The following is a 19929-nucleotide window of genomic DNA, read 5'->3' as shown; positions in this document are numbered from 1 at the left end:
GTTCAATACTTCGAGATCGAAATTTCCCGATACTCTGGTTCCTGCGTCGGATACTCGGCGAGCGTGGTGTTCTGCTTCGGCGTCTGCCAGTCACCGTAGACGAATGTCAGATAACCCTGGACGTCGTGAGGGGTATAAAACTGTGCACCGAGAAATTGCATCCGGTCCAGCGCGCGAAAATGTTGTTCAGGCGCGATGAACTCGGGCCCCGCCGACTTGGTGATCGACTTGCCAGCTTCAAAGACCCGCCGTACGAAACCGACTTCGAAGGGCACGATGGGCGTTGAGTCAGGAGCACTTTTGAATGTGGTAAGGACCCCGGTCACGACCCCCTCCGATCTGATGACGGAAATGTCGACGACAAGCCCCTCTCTATCAGGAAAGAACGACCTCAGCTCATCCAAATGCTCGACTATCAGCGGAAAATCGACATCATTGATGGATAAATCAATATCGTCATCCCACGCAATCAGGTCACCGTCACGAACCGCCCCCAGCAATGTACCGAAATCCAGCATGATCGGAATTTCGTGTGCAGCAGAAAAGCGAGAGACGCCCGACATCACTTCAACAGCCAATGCCTTGGTAACCGCATCGGAAAACGGTTTGACGCCACCGTTCACAGCCAACAGGTTCTTTGGCGGAAGAATGATTCGCTCTGCTGGAATACCGAGGTCGCGCAACTGTGAGGAGATACTATCCAACCAGCCAGTACTAATCATCACCAGATCGTAATCCAGTGAAGCAATATTCTCCGGCGCGATAATGGGCACATGGCCGACTAAAGTCCCTTGTTTCTTGGAATCATTATCGGCAAACGCAATAACATTCAATTCGGGGAAGATTGAGAAAAACCTCAATGCCACACGCCCCGCGCCAAAAAGGACCAGTCGTTTGTCTTTCAGGAAATCTGGAATCATGTTCACCCCTTAACCACAACGCAGCGACCGACCAAAGCATCCTCTTCGCCATACTTGGCAAAGCCACGCCCCTCTACTTCGTACTCGACACGAAAACCGACGGATTCGATTCGCCCAAGAACAGCACGGTGATCCAAATAGCGCCTGAAATGCCCGTCCCCAAACACTTTCTCCTGATCAGCATCCTCTATCGTCCGATATTCAAGGAATAAACGACTACCGCTAGGCAGCAGTGTACCCAGCAGAACGAGCAAAGCACGCTCTTCGCACTCCTCCACGGCATGCAGGAAGAAACGTGCATACACGGCGACTTTGCTTCTCCCGACAAGAAAGGCCGCAACCTCTTCCCTAACATCAACGGAACGACTCTGAACAAATTTTGCGTGACGGAAGCGGTTACGTGCCTGACACAGCTCGATGGCCTCGACCGAAGCATCAACCGCCAGCAGATTGAAGCCATGAGCCGCAAAGAAATCACTATCGCGGCCATTACCGCAACCGAACTCAATCACTCCATCCACCCCGGAGAACTCGTTTATCGCGAAGGCAGCAAACTGCGATGGATAGGTCGGTGCACCTACTTGAATGCAGCTGTAGAAATCATCCCAATAGTTGCCATTCGCCTCACTGCTCACTTCACTCATTCCATACTCCTTGCTGCAAAAGCACTGCTACCTTGGCCTGATTTCGTTGCTAATACATAGAGCACAGTCCCGAAGGCGCTATAAGCATGGCAGCGCAGAGAAAAAACCACGTACATAAGTTTGCTCAAAAAAACCATCGGCGCCCCAAAAAACCACTATATACAGGAGTACGCAGAAGGTCGGCTGCCCTGGTTGAGGACAGAGTCATGCCAGTGTTCATCAGGGCAATCTCGCCAAGACACCCATTACAGAACCTTTGCGCCCCCGCAACTCAACGGGGAGAATGTGGCTGTCCAACACCCTCAGCCCAACACGCTCAATCATTCGATACAGTGACACTTTAGAGAAAAAATTGATGTGCTCATGCCAGTAACGTTTCAATGGCGCCAATTGCAAACTATCAGGGTGCTCGCGCATCAAGATTTCAAGAGGAACTTCAAGATAGAACAAGGTCTCGGCTGACAATATCGGGACAATCTGGCTAATCAAATCAAGTGGCGCAGGTACGTGCTCTAGCACCTGGCTGCAAACCACCAAGTCATAGTGCTGCTGCCCAAACTTGAGCGCATCCGCTCTCTGAGCACCAGCAACCAGACCAACATCCGAGATATCGTGAATATGGTGCAAGCCTCCACGCCCGCGCAAAGGCGTATTGAGACCTGTCGCACCGCCCCAGTCCAATACCGCTGGAGCTGCAGGCAGGTGCGGTGCAAGCCAGGCTTCGATATCCGAAATGTAGGCAGCCCGCCCCTCGAAGCTTTTTGTAAGCGCAGTGTAGCCTGGCTCGTAGCGCTCACGCTCGGCGTTGTATCGCTCGTCACGATACCCCGCATAAAGCGCCGCCATTTGCTCATCGGTAAAGCGGTAATCCAGAAACAGGACACCGCACTCCTGGCATTGCAGTGAATTGCAAAGCGTATAGGCCATGCCTTGGCGCAGATCGCGCAAGCCCCAATCAGCAGTGATCTCAAGAGGTTCATGGCCGAATACGCGATGCGCAACGAAGGGCATCAGCACCGCCGAAGAACGTTGCAGTTGCTCGCCGCCACAGCAAATGCAATGCCGGGCTATCAGCTCACGGCTCACCATGTGCTGCGGCCTCCATCGATGACCAGATTGGCGCCGTTCATATAGGCGGAAGCATCCGAACACAGGAAGGCAATCGCACCGCGGTACTCGTCAGCTTCGGCCATGCGCCCCAATGGAATGAGCTGGGTCAACTTGCTGACGAACACATCGTTTTGCCCCGCATACACACCGCCAGGGGACAGCGCATTGCAGCGCACACCTTGCTCGCACCAGTAGGTAGCCAGGTACTTGGTCAGGCCGATCAGGCCGTGCTTGACCACCGAGTAGGTAACTGGCTTGACTGGTTGCTGGTCACTCTCGCGCCCATCGACCCGATACAAACGCTGATCAGGTGCAATCACGCCAAGATCGGAAGCGATATTGACGATGACGCCATGTCCCTGCCGGGCCATTTCAGCGCCGAACACCTTGGCGCAGTTGAAGGCACCACCGAGGCCAACGTCCAAATCGAGACGCCATTGCTCCCAGGGAAAGTTTTCGAGGCGGGAGAAGTCCCGATCGCCCACACTCTCCACCTTTGGATTGCGCGCAGCGTTGTTGAGCAGGATATCCACCCGCTCATGCCGGCCCATGATTTGCTCGGCAGCCAGAACCACCGCATCCAGGTCAGTGATATCAGCCTGCAGCGTCAATGCTTCGCAACCCGTCTCATCGAGCAGCCTGGCAGCGTTGTTCGCCAAGCCTTCAGCGTTGATGTCGAGCAGCACAGGCACGCCGCCCAGCTCGGCTATCGTTGCCGCATGCTGGTAACCCAGCAGTCCGCCGCCACCGGTGATAACGGCGACCCGACCGCGTAAATCGAACACCTTTGGCAGGGTAGGCTCTGCTCTAGTCATGATCTCAACTGACCTCCATCAACCACATAGGTAGCGCCAGTTATGAATCCCCCCAACGGGGATGCCAAATAGGCGGCAAGTCTTGCAACATCCTGCGGGGAACCCAGACGGGCCAGCGCGACGTCACGCTGCAACATCGACTCCACAGCATCACGGTCTTCCCTGAGCTTGCGCTGCCAGACGGAGCCATCGAACAGGATGTTGCCTGGCGCAATACTGTTGATGCGTACGCCGTGCTTGCCAAATGCACGCGCCGAGTTGCGCACGTAGCTTTCCACTGCGGCTTTGGCTGCGGCGTATGCCACTGGGCACCCGAGCGCCTCGATGCCGCAGATCGAAGAGATGCAAATGACATTGCCACGACTTGCTATCAGCGCATCGGTAGCGGCCCATACCGCCTGTGTTGTGGAATAGAGATTGAGCTCCAGCACCCGATGCCATTCCGCAGGGGTTTCCTTGCCTGGCGGCACGGAAGCGCCACTGCCGACATTGCACACCAGCACATCCAGACGACCATGCAGCTGAAGAACGTGCCGGACCAGCGCCTGACAGGCATCAGGGTCTCGAACATCCGCAACTACACCGCTGGAACCGGCAATTCGCTCTTGTGCCGCCTGCAAACGCTCGGGATCACGACCGTTGAGCACAACGTGGCAGCCTTCAAGAGCAAGCTGTTGCGCTACCTCGAAACCGATGCCGGCTGACGAGCCCGTAACGAGCACGACCTTGCCTGTCAGTTCAAGATTCATTGTCACGCCACCAGGCAAGGGTCATCGCACGATAACGATCGAGCGCACCGGCATGATCGCCGTCCGCACGCGCTGTCTGCAGGATGAAATCACCGCTATATCCCACGGCATGCAGAGCCCGGAAAACTTCCGGGAAATTCGCATTGCCAGTGCCCAGCGGTACGGTCGTACCGCCCAGGACACGGTCTTTGACATGCACGTTGTCGATACGCTGACCGTAGCTGGCGATCTCTGCCGACGCCGAGTAGCCAAGCGCCGCGCTGTTGCCAATATCGTAGTTCAGGCCAAAGGCATCTTCGGGGAAACGCGCGATAAAGCGGGCCAGGCGCTCAGGCTCGAAATCCGACTCGAACACTATTTTTAGCTTTGCGGCAGTCAGCACCCCATGCAGAGGGAGTAGCCCCTCGAGCAGAGCACTCTCCTCATCTGCTGACGTCAGCGAACCGTTGTCCACGAGAGGAATCAGCAGGTAGCGCAGGCCCAGATCGACGCACGCATCCACAATGGCATGCAGATCTCGCAGCAGGCCCTCTCGCTCCGCACCCGAAGCTTTGAAAAATGGCGCCTGCATAAAGCAATCGCCAGTGAGGGACAGTATCCGGACACCGTACCGCGACGACAGCTCACGAATGCGCTGACGACCAGGCGCGGTCATCAAGGGGTTCTCATACAGGCGTTCCTGATCAAGCGTCCACTCCATGAGTGGAATGCCCAGTTGTTGCGCTAGAGGAAACTCTTTTTCCCAATTGAGCCACGGGAAAGCCTGAATCTTTCCGTCCACCCGATCACAGAGACGGCCCTGCATGAATCCGATTTCCATCACAACCCCTTGGCCGACCAACCGCCATCAACCACCAGATCAGCGCCAGTCATATAGCTGCTTGCCGGTGAAGCCAGGAAAACAGCAGCGCCGGACAATTCCCCAACCGAGCCCCAGCGACCCAGCATCGTACGCTCGGCCCGTGCGGCATGAAGTTCGGGGTTCGAATAGCTGCCGTGCGTCATTGCGGTATGCACATAACCCGGAACGATGTTGTTCACCCGAATGCCGCGAGCCCCGTAATCCCTGGCCAGTGCCCGCGTCATCGCCGCAAGCCCCCCCTTGGAAGCGACGTACCCCGGGTTACCGGGAAAGCCCAATGCAGCGCCGATACTGGTGACATTGATGATGGAGCCGTAGCCGCCTGACAACATGTAAGGCAACGCCAGGTAACTGCACGCGAACGCCGCCGTCAGATTCAACTCAAGCGTGCGCTGAAACGTCGCAAGCGGGTCTGCCTCCATCTGATCAGGCATGGTGATGCCTGCCGCATTCACCAGGATGTCCAGCCGACCATGCGTTTCAACCAGTTCGGCCAGCAGGCGAGAGAAGCTTTCCTTATCCTGAATATCGCACTGGCGATACTGGAATACGCCCTCTTGCGCTTCGGTTTCTCCGGAGCGACCAATACCGTAGACGGTGGCGCCAGCCTCGCTGAGGCCCCGTGCAATTGCACAGCCAATGCCGCGCGATGCGCCAGTGACCAACGCCACTCGCCCATCCAGCTTGAATGAATCAAGGACACTCATGGCCGCTCAACCTCGTGGAGAATGAATGGAGTCATCAGCATCCCGTCTGGAAGATAGCGGCCAGTGTTCGGCCAGCTCTTCCCTCGGCAGGAAGGGATACAGATCCTCCAGGGCACCTGACTCTGGCTTGCCTTGCTCATTGATACGGGTCATCACGCGCGGAATGCGCGGCTCCTCGACCTGCACCATGACCTCGCAGAGCACCGGCCCTTCTCGCCCGAGCACTTCGAGCAGGCTTTCATCCAGCCCCTGATGCGAATCTATGCGGGCATAGCCGATACCATAGGCTGCGCACAGCGGACGCAAATCCGGCAAGTGCAGGCCGCTGCTGGAGTCAGCCCCCACCAGCAACTTGAAGTGCGCGTTCTGCGAAACCCGGATGGAGGCATAACCCTGGTTGTTGATGACGAAGCATTTGACCGGGAGCTTCAGCGCTACTAGCGTCGCAAGTTCCTGGATATTCATCTGCAGGCCACCATCGCCCTCGACGCACAGGGTCTGCCTACGCCCTGAGGCGAGACAGGCGCCAACGGCAGACGGAATGCCGAATCCCATCGACCCGGTGCCGCGATTGTGGAAGCAGCGCTGCCCCTTCTTGATACGCAGGTTGAGCAGAAACAGCTCTGCGGCGAACCCAGAACTGCCCGGGGCAATCACATCGCCCTCCTGCAACAGCTCGGAAAGGCGATCGGTGAAGAGGTACATGCTGACCCCCTGACTGTCGTCAGCATGCTCTGGCAGCAGCAAGGGATAGCGGGCGCGCCAGGCAGCGATCTGAGCTACCCAGGCGGAATAATCCGGCAGAGGATCAGCGGCGATCGTCTTGTCCAGTGCCTCGATAAAGGAACCTACGTCGGCGGTTACCGAAACCTCTATCGCCATCTGCAACTTGGCGATCTCGGCCGGATCGATGTCCACCACCACTTTTTTGGCATGGGGGGCAAAGTGGGCGTGGTTGTAAGCGGTCAGCGCCATGTCCAGGCGTGAACCCAGCACGATCAACAGATCGCAGTTCTGCAACGTGAAATTGGCCCAGCGGGGAGCGATGCCTCCGGGGCGGCCGCCGTACAGAGGGTGATCGTCCTCGATCAGGTCCATGGCCAGCCAGGTAGGCATAACCGGCACACCCGCGCGCTCAGCCAAGCGACGGAAAGCGTCTACCGCGCCCGCCATGCGAATACCGTTACCCGCGATGATGCCTGGACGTTTTGCAGACTTCAGAAGCTCCAACGTGCGCGCCACAGGTTCGTCCAACTCCACCGGCGCAACAGCGGCAGGGAGCCGGGCTCGGCGCAGCTTGGCAGGGTCGACCTGTACGGCCTGTACATCCAGCGGCACGTCCAGCCAGACTGGGCCTCGTCTGCCACTCAGCGCAGCGTGTTCAAGCTGGTCGAAGACCTCTGCAACCGCTTGAGGATCGGTAAGGGTAATGGCCGCCTTGGTAATCGGCTCGACGATCGAAACGATATCGGCCTCTTGCACGCCCAACATGCGCAGGCCGCTGCCAGCCTTCAGGTCAGCACTTTTGACTTGGCCAGAAACGAAGAACACCGGAGTGGAATCCAGCCAGGCGCCAAGCACGGCGGTAACCGTGTTGGTCGCGCCGGGGCCGCAGGTGGTCATGCACGCAGCCGGACCACCGGTGAGTTTACCAGCGGCCTCGGCAGCAATGGCTGCCGCCTGCTCATGCAAGCACAGCACCGGCTCCAGTTCGGGGTGACGCCCCAGAGCGTCGTTCAGGTGCATGGCGCCGCCGCCGGGCAGGAAGTAGACCTGACCAACGCCCAGACGGGCCAGGCGCTCCATGATGTAGTCGGCTACACGCATTTGATGTCCTTCTTCATTATCTCTATGTACGGTTGCGAACAAGGCCAGCTACAGGATGAAAACCTGGGCAAAACCGGCATCAGATAGGGTTTCGGCAATGGTTTCCGCCTGCCATGAGACGGCCACGACCACGGGGATCTGTGAGTGCTGCTCGGCGGCCTGGCCCAGGCCCATGAACGAATAGTCGGCGGCATGCCGGGATTCATTCAGGTCTCGCCAGCGGCGGTCGATCACCGCCAGGATATTCAGCTCGGACAACGGACCACCTGCCGCCCTGGCGCGGAAGAAATTGTCGCCGAAGCCATAGACCAGGATCTGAGGAAACGCCGCCAGGCGTGCCTGCCAGTACCGCGTCTTGTCCCGTTCGGCCTGTCGATAGCGCTCCAGCGCCGCAAGCAGCGGCTCTTTCAGCTCAAGAAGCAGAGGCACTGTGGGGGCCTGGCGGGAAGCCAGGATGGCGCGGGCCGGGTAGAGCTGGCCATCCTTGTACGGGAAGTCGTGGCAGCTGGACCAGTTCAGGGCGAGCCCCCAGCCTGCCAGCAGCTTCTCCAGCGACGCCATGCTGAAGTGGTTTATGTGCAGGCGATCGAAGTAATAGAGGTACTCCCGGCGAGGGAAATCGGCGTAGCGCGAGGCATCGGGCACTTCAACATAGAGAGAGCCGTCCGCTGCCAGCACCTCTAACACCGAAGAAAAGACCGCGAGGTCGACGACATGCTCCAGTGTATGGGACAGAATGATCAGGTCGAATGGCTGCGTCGAATCGTCCAGTTTGCGGCTGAACGTGACGCCTTGGTGCGCCGCACTAACGACCGTGTTGGGGTCGACCCCGTGGTAGCTATGCTGAGGGAAGGCGCGCTGCAGGGTATGGAGCAGGCCACCGCTACCGCAGCCGATATCCAGCACCCGCTTCGGAGCAGCTTCGGACAGCAGTGACGACAAGAAGCCAGCCTGGGTGTCGAAGCGCCGCTGCTCCGTCTCGCTGGGGTTGCTCACCGAAAGCAGGTCGTTGGTGGTCTCGGCGTAATAGTTCGCGTAATTCTCGGCGTCGACCGGACAAACGAAGGCGAAGTCGCAGGCGGCGCAGGATGCCACAGCGATAGTGCTGGGCAACCATCTGCGCTCGGCCAAGTGCAACTCCAGCACGCCATCCGCGGGCGCGGCACAGATAGGGCAACTGGCTTCAGGCAGCATTGAGCGTGCCATCAGTCACGCCCCTCCAGGCCCATCAGAAAGTCCAACGCCGACCAGAAGCCGGCACCATGATCCTTGTGCCCCTGCCAGACCTCGGGGATGAAGCTCACCTCAGAGTGCTGGCGAAGCTGCGCCCAGGTGGCCGGCCAGTCGATATCGCCGGTGCCCATCAGCACGCCTTCGCCATTGGTGCCCTTGGCATCGGCCACATGCAGGTGCGCCGAGTGCGGCAGCAGCAGAGCCAGCGCTTGCTGGAAATCGAGACCGAAGTGGAAGCAGGTCATTTGCAGGTGCGACAGATCCAGGCATAGGCGCAGACCGTGCTCGCGCGCTTGGGCGGCCAGTTCCTCGGGCATCATGAAGATGTTCTGGTGGCGCTGACCGCCGAAGTGCCAGGGGAACGGCGCCATGTTTTGCGGGATCAGTTCGGTGCCGGCGAAGTCCACCTGGCGGCAGGCTTCGTGGAAGCGCTCGTAGAGTTCAGGGCGCATAACCAGCGGGCGCGGTTCGTCGGCGGAGAACCCCCCAATATTGGCGACGATCAGCCGCGCATCGGCTTTGGGGAAAAACTCACCAATCTGCAGGGTGGCGTCCACTACCCGTTGCAGGTTGTCGATCGAGCGCTGGCGATAGGCCCGGTCGTCCGAGGCCAGATCCAGTAGTTCGCTGTTCTCGAACAGCTCCGGCGCGTGCACCACCAGGCGCGAACAGTCGACCTCGGCGAGAAACGGCTGCGGCTTGAGGCTGAGGTCACGATAGGACAGATGGAACTCGAACAGGTTCGGGCTGATCCGTCGGCGGTAGTCGAGGAAGTCGTGATAGCGCACGGGTACACCCCAGCGGATCGGCAATTCGAACGACAATTTCTCCTCGGTCTGTTGCTCGTTAAGGTCGCTGTCGAAAAGGAAATCGCCCAGAGCGATATCGCGCCCGGCCGGTTTGCCCAGCAGCTCCGGCAAACGATACGGCGGCAGGCCCTGGCCAGGGCTGGCGATACGCAGCATCGACGCTTCCATCACGGTGCCACGGGCGATATCGCACGCAGCGATCACGCTCTTGCCGAGGTTTTCACGGTTGAGCAGTTCGCCCTGGCTGGCATGGCGACCCGGCCCTTGCCAGGGCAAGGCCAGCTCCAGTTGGCGGATGCCGTCGACCAGTTGGCGGAACTCGCCCGGCTCCAGGCTGGCCAGGTGATCCGGCCCCTCCATCCCGCGATCCAGCGTGATGTGGCGCTCCACCAGCTTGGCGCCCAGCGCCACCGCACCTAGGGTAATGGCGATGCCACGCTCGTGGCCGGAATAGCCAATCAGGCCATGCAGCTCCTGCAAGCGCCGCAGATAACCGAGCTGGATATCCGACTCGGGCGCCGGATAAGCGCTGTTGCAATGCAGCAGGGCGAACGGCGTGCCAAGCACCTTGAGCTGCTCGATAGCGCGCACGATCTCATGTTCGAAAGACATGCCAGTGGACAGGATCAGCGGCTTGCCCAGGCTGGCCGCCTTGGCGATCAGGTAAGGGTTGCATAGATCCGCCGAGGCGATCTTCAACGCCGCGACATCGAAGCTGGCCAGCGCGTCAACGCTGGGTTCGTCCCAGGGCGTGCACAGGTAGGTGATGCCTTTCTGCGCGCAATAGGCGCGCACCTCACGGTGTTCTTCGAGGCTGAGTTCCACCTTATCCAGCAGATCCTGAATGTACTCGACGCCCAGATCCTCGGCGCGCGAGCCATCGGCTTTGCGCCGGTAAAGCGCCTCGCGATTGCGCAACTGGAACTTGACGCAATCGGCACCGGCTTCGATGGCGGCATCGACCAGTTGCCGAGCCAGCGCCAGCGAACCGTTGTGGTTATTGCCGACTTCGGCGATGACGTAGACACGCTCGCCGCCAAGCGGGAAGCCATCGATATGAAATGAGGTCATTGGATTTTTGTTCGCCATGAGGTCACGCCGCTTGATTCGAAGCGGAAGTTCTGGGTCTGACAGCCCAACGCGCCGACGGCGTTGAACACGCGTTGGCGATGCTGGGGTTGGACGTAAAACAGGAAGAAGCCGCCGCCGCCAGCGCCCAGCAGCTTGCCGCCACAGGCTCCGGCAGCAAGGGCGGCTGCATAGATGTCGTCGAGTCGGCCATCACTGATGGCCGAGGAAAAGCGTTTCTTCAATTGCCAGGCTTCGTCTAGGCAGGTGCCGAAGGCTTTGAGCTCGCCGCGAATGAGGAAGTGGTGCATGCGCCGGCACAGGGTCACGCTGGCGCTGAGCAGTTCGGTTTGCGACAGCTCGGCCGCGATTTCCTCGCGTTGCAATTCGTGCAGGCGCCCGGAGTCATGGGAGATGCCGGTGTCGCACAGCACCAGGCAGGACTCCAGTTCGTTGCGGATGGCGTCTTCCAGGCGAATGGGATGGACGAGATTGCGCTGGTTCTCGAACTCGATCAGGTTGAAACCGCCGAAGGCCGAGGCGTACTGATCCTGCCAGCCACCGGCGATACCGAAACACAGGCGCTCGGCCTGGAACGCCAGCTCGGCGATCTCGTAGGTGTTCCAGCGATCCTGACGCAGCTCGTTGAATACGGCGATGGTCGCGGTAGTCGCCGCCGATGAGCCACCCAGGCCAGAGCCCACGGGAAAGTCCGAACGCAGGTACAGATCAAAACCGTACTTGGGCTTGATCACTGCAACGATGGTGGCCAGCAGGCTCTTCTCCGGCGCGACCAGCAACTCGGCCAGGGAGTTGTAGTGCTCTTCGCGGCCAAGATCCTCGGCGTAGATGCTGATGCGCCCATCATCACGCGGGATCAGCGTGGCATGGGCATACAGACCGACGGTGCAACTGAGCACGGCCGCCGAGTGATCGATGAAGAAATAGGTGAGGTCTGCGCCACCACCACAGAAACTCATGCGCACGGGGGCACGGGCACGGGCCAGCACGGGCACCTCGGCGCTGGCAGCCATCTGCCGGGTGTACACCTCCACCAGGCGGCCCTGCTCATCCAGACCTGGCAAAGCGATGTACCCCAGGTCGAAGGTCTTGAGCAGATCCTCACGCGGCGCGCCAATGCGCACAGAACGAAATTCCTCATTCATGCAGGCGGTCACCGGCTCGTCCGTCTTGCCGCCCTGCAGCAAGTGGCGGCGCACGTCGCCGTTGGTGACCACGCCCAGCAGACGCATGTGATCGTCCACCACGAAAGCGATCTGCAGGGCGCCAGCCTCGATGCATTCAACGGCGTCTAGGATGCTCTGTTGTTCGCGGATGCTGAGGGTTTGCACAAGCAGGCTCATGATTGAGGTTCCATCCGAAAATCATTGGCATAGCGCTCAAGCGATTCCGGCGTGCCGATATCGATGAAGCGACCGCTGTACTCGATGACGCTCACAGCTTCGCCTGCCAGCAACTCAGGCAACAGTTCCTGCTCCATCGAACAGGCACGCACGGCTGTGCTCACGAACGTTTCACGGGTGAAAGCGTAGACGCCCGCATTGATCAGGCCCGGCCCTTCGCGGCCCTTCTCCAACAGCGCACGCAACTGGCCACCGGCATCGACCTCAAGACTGCCGAAACGGCTGCGGTCATCCACCTGCACACCTAGCAGCGCGCTGCCCTGCCCTTGCACCATCAGCGCGTAACCATCGGCATCGACAAAGGTGTCGGCATTGAGCACCAGATACCGCCCCTGTGGCGGTTGCTCGCGCAGCGCATTGAGCAACGCGCCGCCAGTGCCCATGGGGCTGGGTTCGACCACCAAGATCAATTGCAGCCCGGCATCCTGCGCCAGAGCTGCCAGTTGTTCAGCGACCTGCTCGGCGCGGTAATGCGCGCAGAGTACTGCTTCGCTGACGCCGGCACGCGCCAGTTGCCGCAGCACGCGCGCCAGGAAAGGCTCGCCATGTACCGGCACCAGCGCCTTCTGCGTGTCCGTTACGCTGCGCAGACGCGTGCCGAAGCCACCGCAGAGCACGTAGGCGCGCATCAGCGCAGCCTCCGTACATAGGTTTCCAGATGGCGCGCGGCGTGCTCCAGATGATCCTCGGAGAGCCCCGGCCAGAGACCGATCCAGAAGGTGTCCCGCATCACCTTGTCGGTGACTTTCAGCTCACCCGACACACGATATTGCTGGTTTTGCATATAGGGCTGGCGCGTCAGGTTGCCGGCAAACAGCAGACGCGTACCGACCCGCTGCTCGTCCAGATAACGCAGCAGATCGACACGCTCGACACCACAACCATCACGCATGGTCAGCGGAAAACCGAACCAGGAGGGATCGCTGCCGGGCGTGGCCTGCGGCAGGATCAGTTGCTCGGCGCAGCCGGCCAGACGTTCACTGAGCCAGGCAAAATTGCGCTTACGCGCCTTGATGAAGTCATCCAGGCGATCCATCTGCGCCAGCGCACAGGCGGCCTGCATGTCGGTGATCTTCAGGTTGTAGCCCAGGTGCGAGTAGGTGTACTTGTGGTCGTAGCCTTCCGGCAAATCACCCAGTTGCCAGCAGAAGCGCTTGCCGCAGGTATTGTCCTCACCCGGCGCGCAATAGCAGTCACGGCCCCAGTCGCGGAACGACTCGACGATGCGTTTGAGCAGTGGCGAGTCAGTGAACACCGCCCCGCCCTCGCCCATGGTGATGTGATGCGCCGGGTAGAAACTGAGCGTGCCGATATCACCGAAACTGCCCACCTGGCGACCTTCGTAGGTCGAACCGAGAGCGTCGCAGCAATCCTCGATCAGCCACAGGTCATAGCGATCACAGAGTTCACGGATGACCTTGAGGTTGAACGGATTGCCCAGCGTATGGGCTAGCATGATGGCCTTGGTGCGTGGCCCGATGGCCGCTTCGATCAAGGCCGGATCGATGTTGTAGGTGCCCAGTTCGATATCGACGAAGACCGGCACCGCACCGAACTGCAGGATGGGGTTGACCGTGGTAGGAAAACCAGCGGCCACGCCAATCACTTCATCGCCTTTGCGAATGGCCCGCTCGCCCAGACGCGGCGAGGTCAGCGCGGAGAACGCCAGCAAATTGGCCGAGGAACCGGAGTTGGTGGTCAACACGCAGCGGCGCCCAAGATAGCGAGCCAGACGCTTTTCGAAAGCCTCGTTGAAGCGCCCGGTGGTCAGCCAGCCGTCGAGTACGGCCTCGGTCATGTTTTTCAGCTCACCGGCGCCGATCACTTTGCCGGACGGTGGCACAGCATCGCGGCCAGCCTCGAAGGCGGTCGGTGCCAGTTGCAGTTCGGCATAACGCTCCACCAGCTCGGCGATCTGCTGACGCAGCGCTTGCGCCGTCTGTTCACTCATGAATTTCGCCTTGATAGGCCGCGATCTGCGCGCGGCTGAATGTCTGCATGTCCTCGCCAGCCTGCCAGGCCTGGTGCCAGTCGAGGGTTCGTTCGATGGCCTGCTGCAAGGTCCAGCGGGGGCGCCAGTTCAGGCGAACACGTGCCTGGCTGGAGTCCAGCGCAAGCAGGCCCGCCTCGTGCGGTTGCCCACTCGCCTCGACCGTCCAGCGCGCCTCACCCGGCCAGCGCTGGGCGAGCCGCTCGACCAGCTCGCCAACGCTTACCAGCCCCTCGTTATCGGGGCCGAAATTCCACGCCGAGGCCACCGCCTCGCCCTGCTCGACCAACGCCTGCGCCAAGCACAGATAGCCATGCAGCGGTTCGAGCACATGCTGCCAGGGGCGCACGGCCTGCGGGTAGCGCAGCGTCAGTGACTGCCCGGCCTGCCAGGCACGCAGGATATCGGGCAGCAGGCGATCGACCGACCAGTCGCCACCGCCGATCACGTTGCCGGCCCGGGCCGTGGCCAGCGCGATGCCGGACTCGCGCAGGAACGATTCGCGCCAGGAGGCGCACAGCAGCTCCACACAGGCCTTGCTGCTGCTGTAAGGGTCATGCCCACCGAGACCGTCACCTTCGCGGTACGGCCAGAGCCATTCGCGATTCTCATAGCACTTGTCGCTGGTCACCACCAGCACCGCGCGCACGCTGCCGCAGTGGCGCAGTGCCTCCAGCAGATTGACCGTGCCCATGACGTTGGTGGCGTAGGTTTCGGCAGGCGCGCGGTAGGATTCACGCACCAATGGCTGGGCCGCCAGGTGCAGGACGACTTCTGGGCGGAACGTCGCCACGGCCTCGGCGATGCGCTGAGCGTCTCGGATATCGGCCAGGGTTCCAGGCACACGCTCGGCCAGGCGCGCAGCCTGCCAAAGCGACGGTTCAGCAAGCGCCGGCAAGGCATAACCATAGACCTCAGCGCCCAGTTCCTTGAGCCACAGTGCCAGCCAGCCGCCCTTGAAGCCGGTATGCCCGGTCAACAGAACTCGACGCCCCGCCCAGAACGCCGCATTCATGGCCATACACGCCACTCCGCCTGACCGGTCTTCCAGCGATCTTCGAGCTGCACGCGGTCACGCAGGGTGTCCATCGGCTGCCAGAAGCCGCGATGCAGGTGACTCATAAGCTGGCCTTGCTCGGCCAATTGGCGCATCGGTTCGTATTCCCAGGTGGTTTCATCACCTTCGATGTAATCGAGTACACCAGGCTCAAGCACGAAGAAGCCGCCGTTGATCCAGCCACCATCACCCTGCGGTTTTTCCTGAAACCCCTGAACGCACTGCCCCTGTATGTCCAGCGCACCATAGCGGCCAGGTGGCTGCACGGCCGTCACAGTCGCAAGCTTGCCGTGACTGCGATGGAAGTCGATCAGTTGCGGGACGTCGATGTCGGCGACGCCGTCACCGTAGGTCAGGCAGAAGGTCTCGTCACCCAGGTACTCACGTACGCGCTTGAGGCGCCCCCCTGTGGCGGTGCTCTCGCCCGTATCGATCAGGGTCACACGCCACGGCTCGGCATGGCGGTTGTGAATGTGCATCTGGTTTTCCGCCATGTCGAAGGTCACGTCCGACATATGCAGGAAGTAGTTGGTGAAATACTCCTTGATCAGATAGCCCTTATAGCCCAGGCAGATCACGAAATCGTTGATGCCGTAATGGGAGTAGATCTTCATGATGTGCCAGATGATCGGCTTGCCGCCTATCTCGATCATCGGCTTGGGCCGCAGGTGAGACTCTTCGCTGATCCGCGTACCCAACCCACCGGCCAGAATGACTGTTTTCATAGATTCGCCCAGGTCGTCCGTACTGACCGACAATTCATTGACCTTACTCGACTCGCATGAGCCATCGAGCAAAATGCATGCCGCACCATAGGATAAGGCCAATGCGAACGCGACATGGCGTACATCATACGGCCACATCGGTAGCGAGCGTAACAGCCTTGGGCGGAAGGCGGCTAGGCTGGAAACTAACGTAACTGATTGAAAAGATTCAGCCCGGCAATCTTCACGTAGCTCTGCTGAGCCGCCTCCAGCACGATGGTCTGGAACGATAGACGCGACAATGCTTCAGCGTAATCCAGCTCACGCAACTCGGCCTGTACGGATTTGTTCACCAGGGTTACATCTTCGTTGTCGATGCCGGTGGTCTCGATCAGCCCCAGACGCGCGCCGATCTCGGTCTGCACCTCGTAGACGTTGCCCATGCCGTTATCGAGATTCTTCAGGGCGATGGCCACTTCGTTGCGCACCGCCAGGTTACCGGCTGGCGAGGTCGGTGAGGATTCCAGCGCCTGGCGCAGGCGCGAGATGGTGTTGAGGATGCCGCGCTGCTCCTGAAATTGCGGCTGTACACCAAACTCGTCGCCACCGGCAGCACTGGCTGGGCCGGACAGGGTGAACTCCACGCCATAGACGTTGAACGTCGACGGATATGGCCCAGCAGCCGTGCCCGTGGCCAACACTGTGCTGTTGGGGCCAACCGGCTGGGCATAAACCTCGTAGTTGCTGTCGTCGGTAAAGCGCAGCACCACGCCCGAGGTCGGAAACTGGCTGTCGAAAGTGGCCTGGTTGACGATGGTGCCACCGGCAACCACGGCCGCCGAGGCATTGGTCGAGGAGCGGGTCACAGCGAATTCAGTCGGCGCCGATTGCAAGGTAAAGCTGTGCGTGCCGGGCCCAGGCGAACCGGCCGTGGCCGGCGGCTGGATATCGGCCAGCAGGTTGTCCAGATCCTGTGCGTTGTCCCCTTCCTTGAGGGCTACATCGAGCTGAAAGCGCATGCCACGAAAGTTGATGGCATTGCCACCACTGACCAGTGGATCGATCTTGCCACCACCGGGAATCTCCGAGGTGACATCAGCCCCCGTGGCATCGTAGATGCGAAATTCGGTGCCACTGACGAACGCCAGTGAATAGGGCTCGCCATTGCGAAAGTCGGCATTGAAGGTGCGCTCGTCCTCTACCAGCCCGGGCGACATGAATACCCGTTGCTCATCCTCGGGAACGGCCGCGATGGTAGTCGCCGGCAGCGGCGGCGTCGGCAGTGCCGCATTGTTGACGCCGCCAGCGTTGATCACCCGATCGGCATTGGTGACATCCTCGAACAGGCGTTTGCCATTATCGTTGATCGCCACATTGGTCGAGCTGGCCACCTGCAGGCTGCGCTGACCTTCGTCACCAAAATAGGAGTAGGTGCCGTTCGGGTTACGCACGAAAGGCTCGGTCTTGCCCAGATTACCGGCGAACAGATACTCACCACGGGCATTGCGGCTGTTCATCAGGTTGAGCAGTTCGGCCTCACGCTCAGCCAGTTCCTTGGCAATGGAGTTACGGTCAGTTGCTGACAAAGCGCCACCACCGGCCTGTACGGCCAGTTCACGCACCCGCTGCAGCACGGTATCGACCGACTTGAGCGTGGTTTCTTCCTGAGACAGGCTGTTCTTGGCGGCAGTGAGGTTGTCGCTGTACTGCTTGAGCACCGACTGCTGCTGCTCGAGCTGCAGCAGGCGCACCGAGGCTACCGGGTCGTCTGCCGGGGTCAGGATACGGTTACCACTGCTGATCTGCTCTTGAGTGCGAATCACATTGGCATAGTTACGCCCGAGGCCGGAAACCCCGTTGTTGAACGCCTGGATGGAGGAGATGCGCATGACCATTGGACTTGCCTCTTACGTTGCCTGCTTGAGCTACAGGCGTCGCCCTGCCATTGAAGGAAAGGCGGCTATCAGAATGTATTGATCAGGGTATCGAACAGGTTACGGGCAACTTGAATGATCTGCGCGGAAGCCTGGTAGTACTGCTCGAACTGAATCAGTTTGGCGGCTTCTTCGTCCAGATTCACCCCGGATATCGAATCACGGTTGTCGGTGGCCTGCTTGAGAATTGCCGAAGTCGCCTGACCATCTACCCGTGCCTGACTGGTCAGGGTGCCAACCCGTTCGACCAGATCGCCGTAAGCATCGGAGAAGCTCGAGCCGGTGGTATCGGGTGCAGCCGGGTTGATGCCGATCACCGCTTGCTTTTGCAGGTTGACCAGGTTCAGGGCATTGCGGTTATCGGAAACCCCATTGGTATTGAACGAGATCGAAAAGTTGTCGCCCGCCGATGGCCGGCCACTGATACTGACCTGATACTCGAACGCTGCCGGAATGCCTGGCGGGTTGGCCGGCACGCTGATGGTCAACGCATTATCCTGCCCAGGCACGATATTGCCGGTATTGATCACGTTGCCGTTGATGTCCACCACGTTGTAGCTCTGCGTAGCGCCACCTGCAGCGCCCATGACGATACGCAGCGGCGGCGCATTACGCAGGCTGGTTTCCAGATCGGCCTGGGCAGCCGGGTCGTAGATATCGATCTCGGTCTTGAGCGTCGGCTGGCTGATCTTGCCGGTGCCGATATTGCCAGGGCTGGTTTCAGCTTTCAGCGGTGCGGCGAACGCCAGCTCCTCAGGGTTCTTCATGTCGGCACGAATGTCACGCCCGGCATTGCGCGTCGGCATGACCTGAAAGCGGTCACCGGCAGCGAATGTACCGGCCGCCACGCCCAGGCTGAAGCCATCGATTTCCGGTGCCGGCACCGTGGTGATATCGAAGGTGGCTGGCGTTGGCGGGAACAGGGTGCCGTCCGATTGTCGGCGTACCACGTATTCGGTGGCACTGGTGAACTGCACCTCGTAATCACTGGTGGTCAGTTGCGTCGTATCGGTGATGCTGACATTGAGGTTGGCCGTGGGGTCGCTGTTACCCACCCGTGCGAGGCTGCGCTGAGCGAGCAGCAGCGGATCATTGAGTGGGCGGAACAATTCGTTGCCGAACTGGCCGTTAAGATCCAGCCCTTGCCCCAGCTGGCTGTTGATCTGATCGGCAACCGACAACGCCAGGCGCCCGACTGCGTTCATCGAGACATCCAGCACGTCCTGGCGATAGCGCAGCAAGCCGCCCATCTCGCCCCCAGTGATCAGCGAAGTGACGTTCTGCTGCGAATTGCCGCTGACAAACTGAATTTCACTGCGTAACGGGTCGGACAGTCCAGGCGTGATTTGCAGCCTGGCAGCCGTGCTGCCCACGACCAGAGGCTGACCGGAACCGATGAACAGGTTGTAGGTGTTGTCGTCCTGCGGCACCACGGTCACACCCACGAACTCCGACAGCTTGCGCACCGCTTCTTCACGCGCGTCGAGCAGATCGTTTGGCGCCTGGCCATTGGCTGACGCAATGGCAATGGCATCGTTGTAACCGGCAACCGACGTCGCCAATTGGTTGACCTGATCGGTCACGGCCGACAATTGCTTGTTGATGAAACTGTTCTGCTCGAACAGGCGATCAAACACGGTATTGAAGCGCTTGGCCAACCCCTCGGCCTCGGACAACACCAATTGCCGCGCAGGAACGTTGGCCGGGTCTTCGGCAGCGGTCTGCAGTGCACTGAACAGCTTTTGCAGCCCCGGCGTAACACCCGTCGTACTCCCCGCCAGCAGCGAGTCGAGTTGGTTGATCTGGCTGAGGTAAGACTGCGTATCGGCGTTCAGCGCTGTGCTGCTGCGCACCTGAGTGGTGAGAAACTCGTTGTAGATGCGACGCACATCCGTCAGGGTCGTCCCCGAGCCGATATAGCCCGCGCCACTGAACTGCGGCGCACGCGTGGCCTGGATCGTATCCTGCCGGGAGAAGCCAGGCGTATTGACGTTGACGATGTTATGGCCGGTGACCGACAGCGACGTCTTGTTCGCCGACAGGCCGGACAGGCCGATATTCAGTAGGTCAGCCATG

The 19929-nt window shown here is 60.2% G+C and carries 17 protein-coding genes; all 17 read right to left on the bottom strand.

Features of this window, described 5'->3' with window-relative positions; translation table 11 throughout:
* Positions 1–2: 2 nt before the first annotated feature.
* The 17 genes from J7655_RS08675 to flgK all read right to left on the bottom strand — a co-directional run bounded on the left by J7655_RS08675 (position 3) and on the right by flgK (position 19928).
* Positions 3–920, bottom strand: coding sequence for a LicD family protein (locus J7655_RS08675; protein WP_230927410.1), 918 nt, complete (start codon positions 918–920; stop codon positions 3–5).
* Between the two features lie 2 nt (positions 921–922).
* Positions 923–1564, bottom strand: a complete 642-nt coding sequence (locus J7655_RS08670) for a class I SAM-dependent methyltransferase (protein ID WP_230927409.1) — start codon at positions 1562–1564, stop codon at positions 923–925.
* Positions 1565–1783: 219 nt separating this feature from the next.
* A complete protein-coding gene (locus tag J7655_RS08665; protein WP_230927408.1) occupies positions 1784–2653 on the bottom strand; it encodes a class I SAM-dependent methyltransferase in 870 nt (289 codons plus the stop codon).
* The gene (locus tag J7655_RS08660; RefSeq protein ID WP_230927407.1) at positions 2647–3489 is read right to left on the bottom strand and encodes an SDR family oxidoreductase; all 843 of its coding nucleotides are present in this window, start codon (positions 3487–3489) and stop codon (positions 2647–2649) included. Before J7655_RS08660 ends, J7655_RS08665 begins: the two co-directional genes overlap by 7 nt.
* Positions 3486–4238: an SDR family NAD(P)-dependent oxidoreductase gene (locus tag J7655_RS08655; RefSeq protein ID WP_230927406.1), complete on the bottom strand. Its 753-nt coding sequence runs from the start codon at positions 4236–4238 to the stop codon at positions 3486–3488. Before J7655_RS08655 ends, J7655_RS08660 begins: the two co-directional genes overlap by 4 nt.
* Entirely contained in the window at positions 4228–5058 is an 831-nt protein-coding gene (locus J7655_RS08650; RefSeq protein ID WP_230927405.1) for a sugar phosphate isomerase/epimerase family protein, read from the bottom strand. Before J7655_RS08650 ends, J7655_RS08655 begins: the two co-directional genes overlap by 11 nt.
* On the bottom strand, positions 5058–5807 hold the full coding sequence (locus J7655_RS08645; RefSeq protein ID WP_230927404.1) for an SDR family oxidoreductase: 750 nt from the start codon (positions 5805–5807) through the stop codon (positions 5058–5060). Before J7655_RS08645 ends, J7655_RS08650 begins: the two co-directional genes overlap by 1 nt.
* 6 nt (positions 5808–5813) lie before the next feature.
* Complete coding sequence (locus tag J7655_RS08640; RefSeq protein ID WP_230927403.1) at positions 5814–7634, bottom strand: thiamine pyrophosphate-binding protein; 1821 nt, start codon at positions 7632–7634, stop codon at positions 5814–5816.
* A gap of 48 nt (positions 7635–7682) precedes the next feature.
* Positions 7683–8828 carry a class I SAM-dependent methyltransferase gene (locus J7655_RS08635; RefSeq protein WP_230927402.1) on the bottom strand — a complete coding sequence of 382 codons (1146 nt, stop codon included), beginning with the start codon at positions 8826–8828 and terminating at the stop codon, positions 7683–7685.
* Between the two features lie 11 nt (positions 8829–8839).
* Complete coding sequence (locus J7655_RS08630; protein ID WP_230927401.1) at positions 8840–10747, bottom strand: N-acetylneuraminate synthase family protein; 1908 nt, start codon at positions 10745–10747, stop codon at positions 8840–8842.
* Positions 10744–12108, bottom strand: a complete 1365-nt coding sequence (locus tag J7655_RS08625) for a GHMP family kinase ATP-binding protein (protein WP_230927400.1) — start codon at positions 12106–12108, stop codon at positions 10744–10746. Before J7655_RS08625 ends, J7655_RS08630 begins: the two co-directional genes overlap by 4 nt.
* Positions 12105–12797 carry a sugar phosphate nucleotidyltransferase gene (locus J7655_RS08620; RefSeq protein WP_230927399.1) on the bottom strand — a complete coding sequence of 231 codons (693 nt, stop codon included), beginning with the start codon at positions 12795–12797 and terminating at the stop codon, positions 12105–12107. Before J7655_RS08620 ends, J7655_RS08625 begins: the two co-directional genes overlap by 4 nt.
* The gene (rfbH, locus tag J7655_RS08615) at positions 12797–14119 is read right to left on the bottom strand and encodes a lipopolysaccharide biosynthesis protein RfbH (protein WP_230927398.1); all 1323 of its coding nucleotides are present in this window, start codon (positions 14117–14119) and stop codon (positions 12797–12799) included. The genes J7655_RS08620 and rfbH overlap by 1 nt, the downstream gene beginning before the upstream one ends.
* A complete protein-coding gene (gene rfbG, locus J7655_RS08610; RefSeq protein ID WP_230927397.1) occupies positions 14112–15179 on the bottom strand; it encodes a CDP-glucose 4,6-dehydratase in 1068 nt (355 codons plus the stop codon). Before rfbG ends, rfbH begins: the two co-directional genes overlap by 8 nt.
* Positions 15170–15940 carry a glucose-1-phosphate cytidylyltransferase gene (rfbF, locus tag J7655_RS08605; protein ID WP_230927396.1) on the bottom strand — a complete coding sequence of 257 codons (771 nt, stop codon included), beginning with the start codon at positions 15938–15940 and terminating at the stop codon, positions 15170–15172. The genes rfbG and rfbF overlap by 10 nt, the downstream gene beginning before the upstream one ends.
* A 185-nt stretch (positions 15941–16125) precedes the next feature.
* Complete coding sequence (locus J7655_RS08600; RefSeq protein WP_230927395.1) at positions 16126–17808, bottom strand: flagellar hook-associated protein 3; 1683 nt, start codon at positions 17806–17808, stop codon at positions 16126–16128.
* Between the two features lie 74 nt (positions 17809–17882).
* Positions 17883–19928, bottom strand: a complete 2046-nt coding sequence (gene flgK / locus J7655_RS08595) for a flagellar hook-associated protein FlgK (RefSeq protein WP_230927394.1) — start codon at positions 19926–19928, stop codon at positions 17883–17885.
* Position 19929: the final 1 nt, after the last annotated feature.

It is taken from the genome of Pseudomonas wenzhouensis, assembly GCF_021029445.1.
Taxonomy (GTDB): domain Bacteria; phylum Pseudomonadota; class Gammaproteobacteria; order Pseudomonadales; family Pseudomonadaceae; genus Aquipseudomonas; species Aquipseudomonas wenzhouensis.
This window is presented reverse-complemented; position numbering and strand designations above follow the sequence as displayed.

Bases quoted from the DNA above. Each gene is read 5' to 3' on its own strand.
- J7655_RS08620 (WP_230927399.1), bottom strand. From the start codon at position 12,797: ATGCGCGCCTACGTGCTCTGCGGTGGCTTCGGCACGCGTCTGCGCAGC.
- J7655_RS08655 (WP_230927406.1), bottom strand. From the start codon at position 4,238: ATGAATCTTGAACTGACAGGCAAGGTCGTGCTCGTTACGGGCTCGTCA.
- rfbH (WP_230927398.1), bottom strand. From the start codon at position 14,119: ATGAGTGAACAGACGGCGCAAGCGCTGCGTCAGCAGATCGCCGAGCTG.
- J7655_RS08635 (WP_230927402.1), bottom strand. From the start codon at position 8,828: ATGCTGCCTGAAGCCAGTTGCCCTATCTGTGCCGCGCCCGCGGATGGC.
- J7655_RS08645 (WP_230927404.1), bottom strand. From the start codon at position 5,807: ATGAGTGTCCTTGATTCATTCAAGCTGGATGGGCGAGTGGCGTTGGTC.
- J7655_RS08630 (WP_230927401.1), bottom strand. From the start codon at position 10,747: ATGACCTCATTTCATATCGATGGCTTCCCGCTTGGCGGCGAGCGTGTC.
- J7655_RS08675 (WP_230927410.1), bottom strand. From the start codon at position 920: ATGATTCCAGATTTCCTGAAAGACAAACGACTGGTCCTTTTTGGCGCG.
- rfbG (WP_230927397.1), bottom strand. From the start codon at position 15,179: ATGGCCATGAATGCGGCGTTCTGGGCGGGGCGTCGAGTTCTGTTGACC.
- J7655_RS08600 (WP_230927395.1), bottom strand. From the start codon at position 17,808: ATGCGCATCTCCTCCATCCAGGCGTTCAACAACGGGGTTTCCGGCCTC.
- rfbF (WP_230927396.1), bottom strand. From the start codon at position 15,940: ATGAAAACAGTCATTCTGGCCGGTGGGTTGGGTACGCGGATCAGCGAA.
- J7655_RS08625 (WP_230927400.1), bottom strand. From the start codon at position 12,108: ATGAGCCTGCTTGTGCAAACCCTCAGCATCCGCGAACAACAGAGCATC.
- J7655_RS08665 (WP_230927408.1), bottom strand. From the start codon at position 2,653: ATGGTGAGCCGTGAGCTGATAGCCCGGCATTGCATTTGCTGTGGCGGC.
- flgK (WP_230927394.1), bottom strand. From the start codon at position 19,928: ATGGCTGACCTACTGAATATCGGCCTGTCCGGCCTGTCGGCGAACAAG.
- J7655_RS08640 (WP_230927403.1), bottom strand. From the start codon at position 7,634: ATGCGTGTAGCCGACTACATCATGGAGCGCCTGGCCCGTCTGGGCGTT.
- J7655_RS08650 (WP_230927405.1), bottom strand. From the start codon at position 5,058: ATGGAAATCGGATTCATGCAGGGCCGTCTCTGTGATCGGGTGGACGGA.
- J7655_RS08660 (WP_230927407.1), bottom strand. From the start codon at position 3,489: ATGACTAGAGCAGAGCCTACCCTGCCAAAGGTGTTCGATTTACGCGGT.
- J7655_RS08670 (WP_230927409.1), bottom strand. From the start codon at position 1,564: ATGAGTGAAGTGAGCAGTGAGGCGAATGGCAACTATTGGGATGATTTC.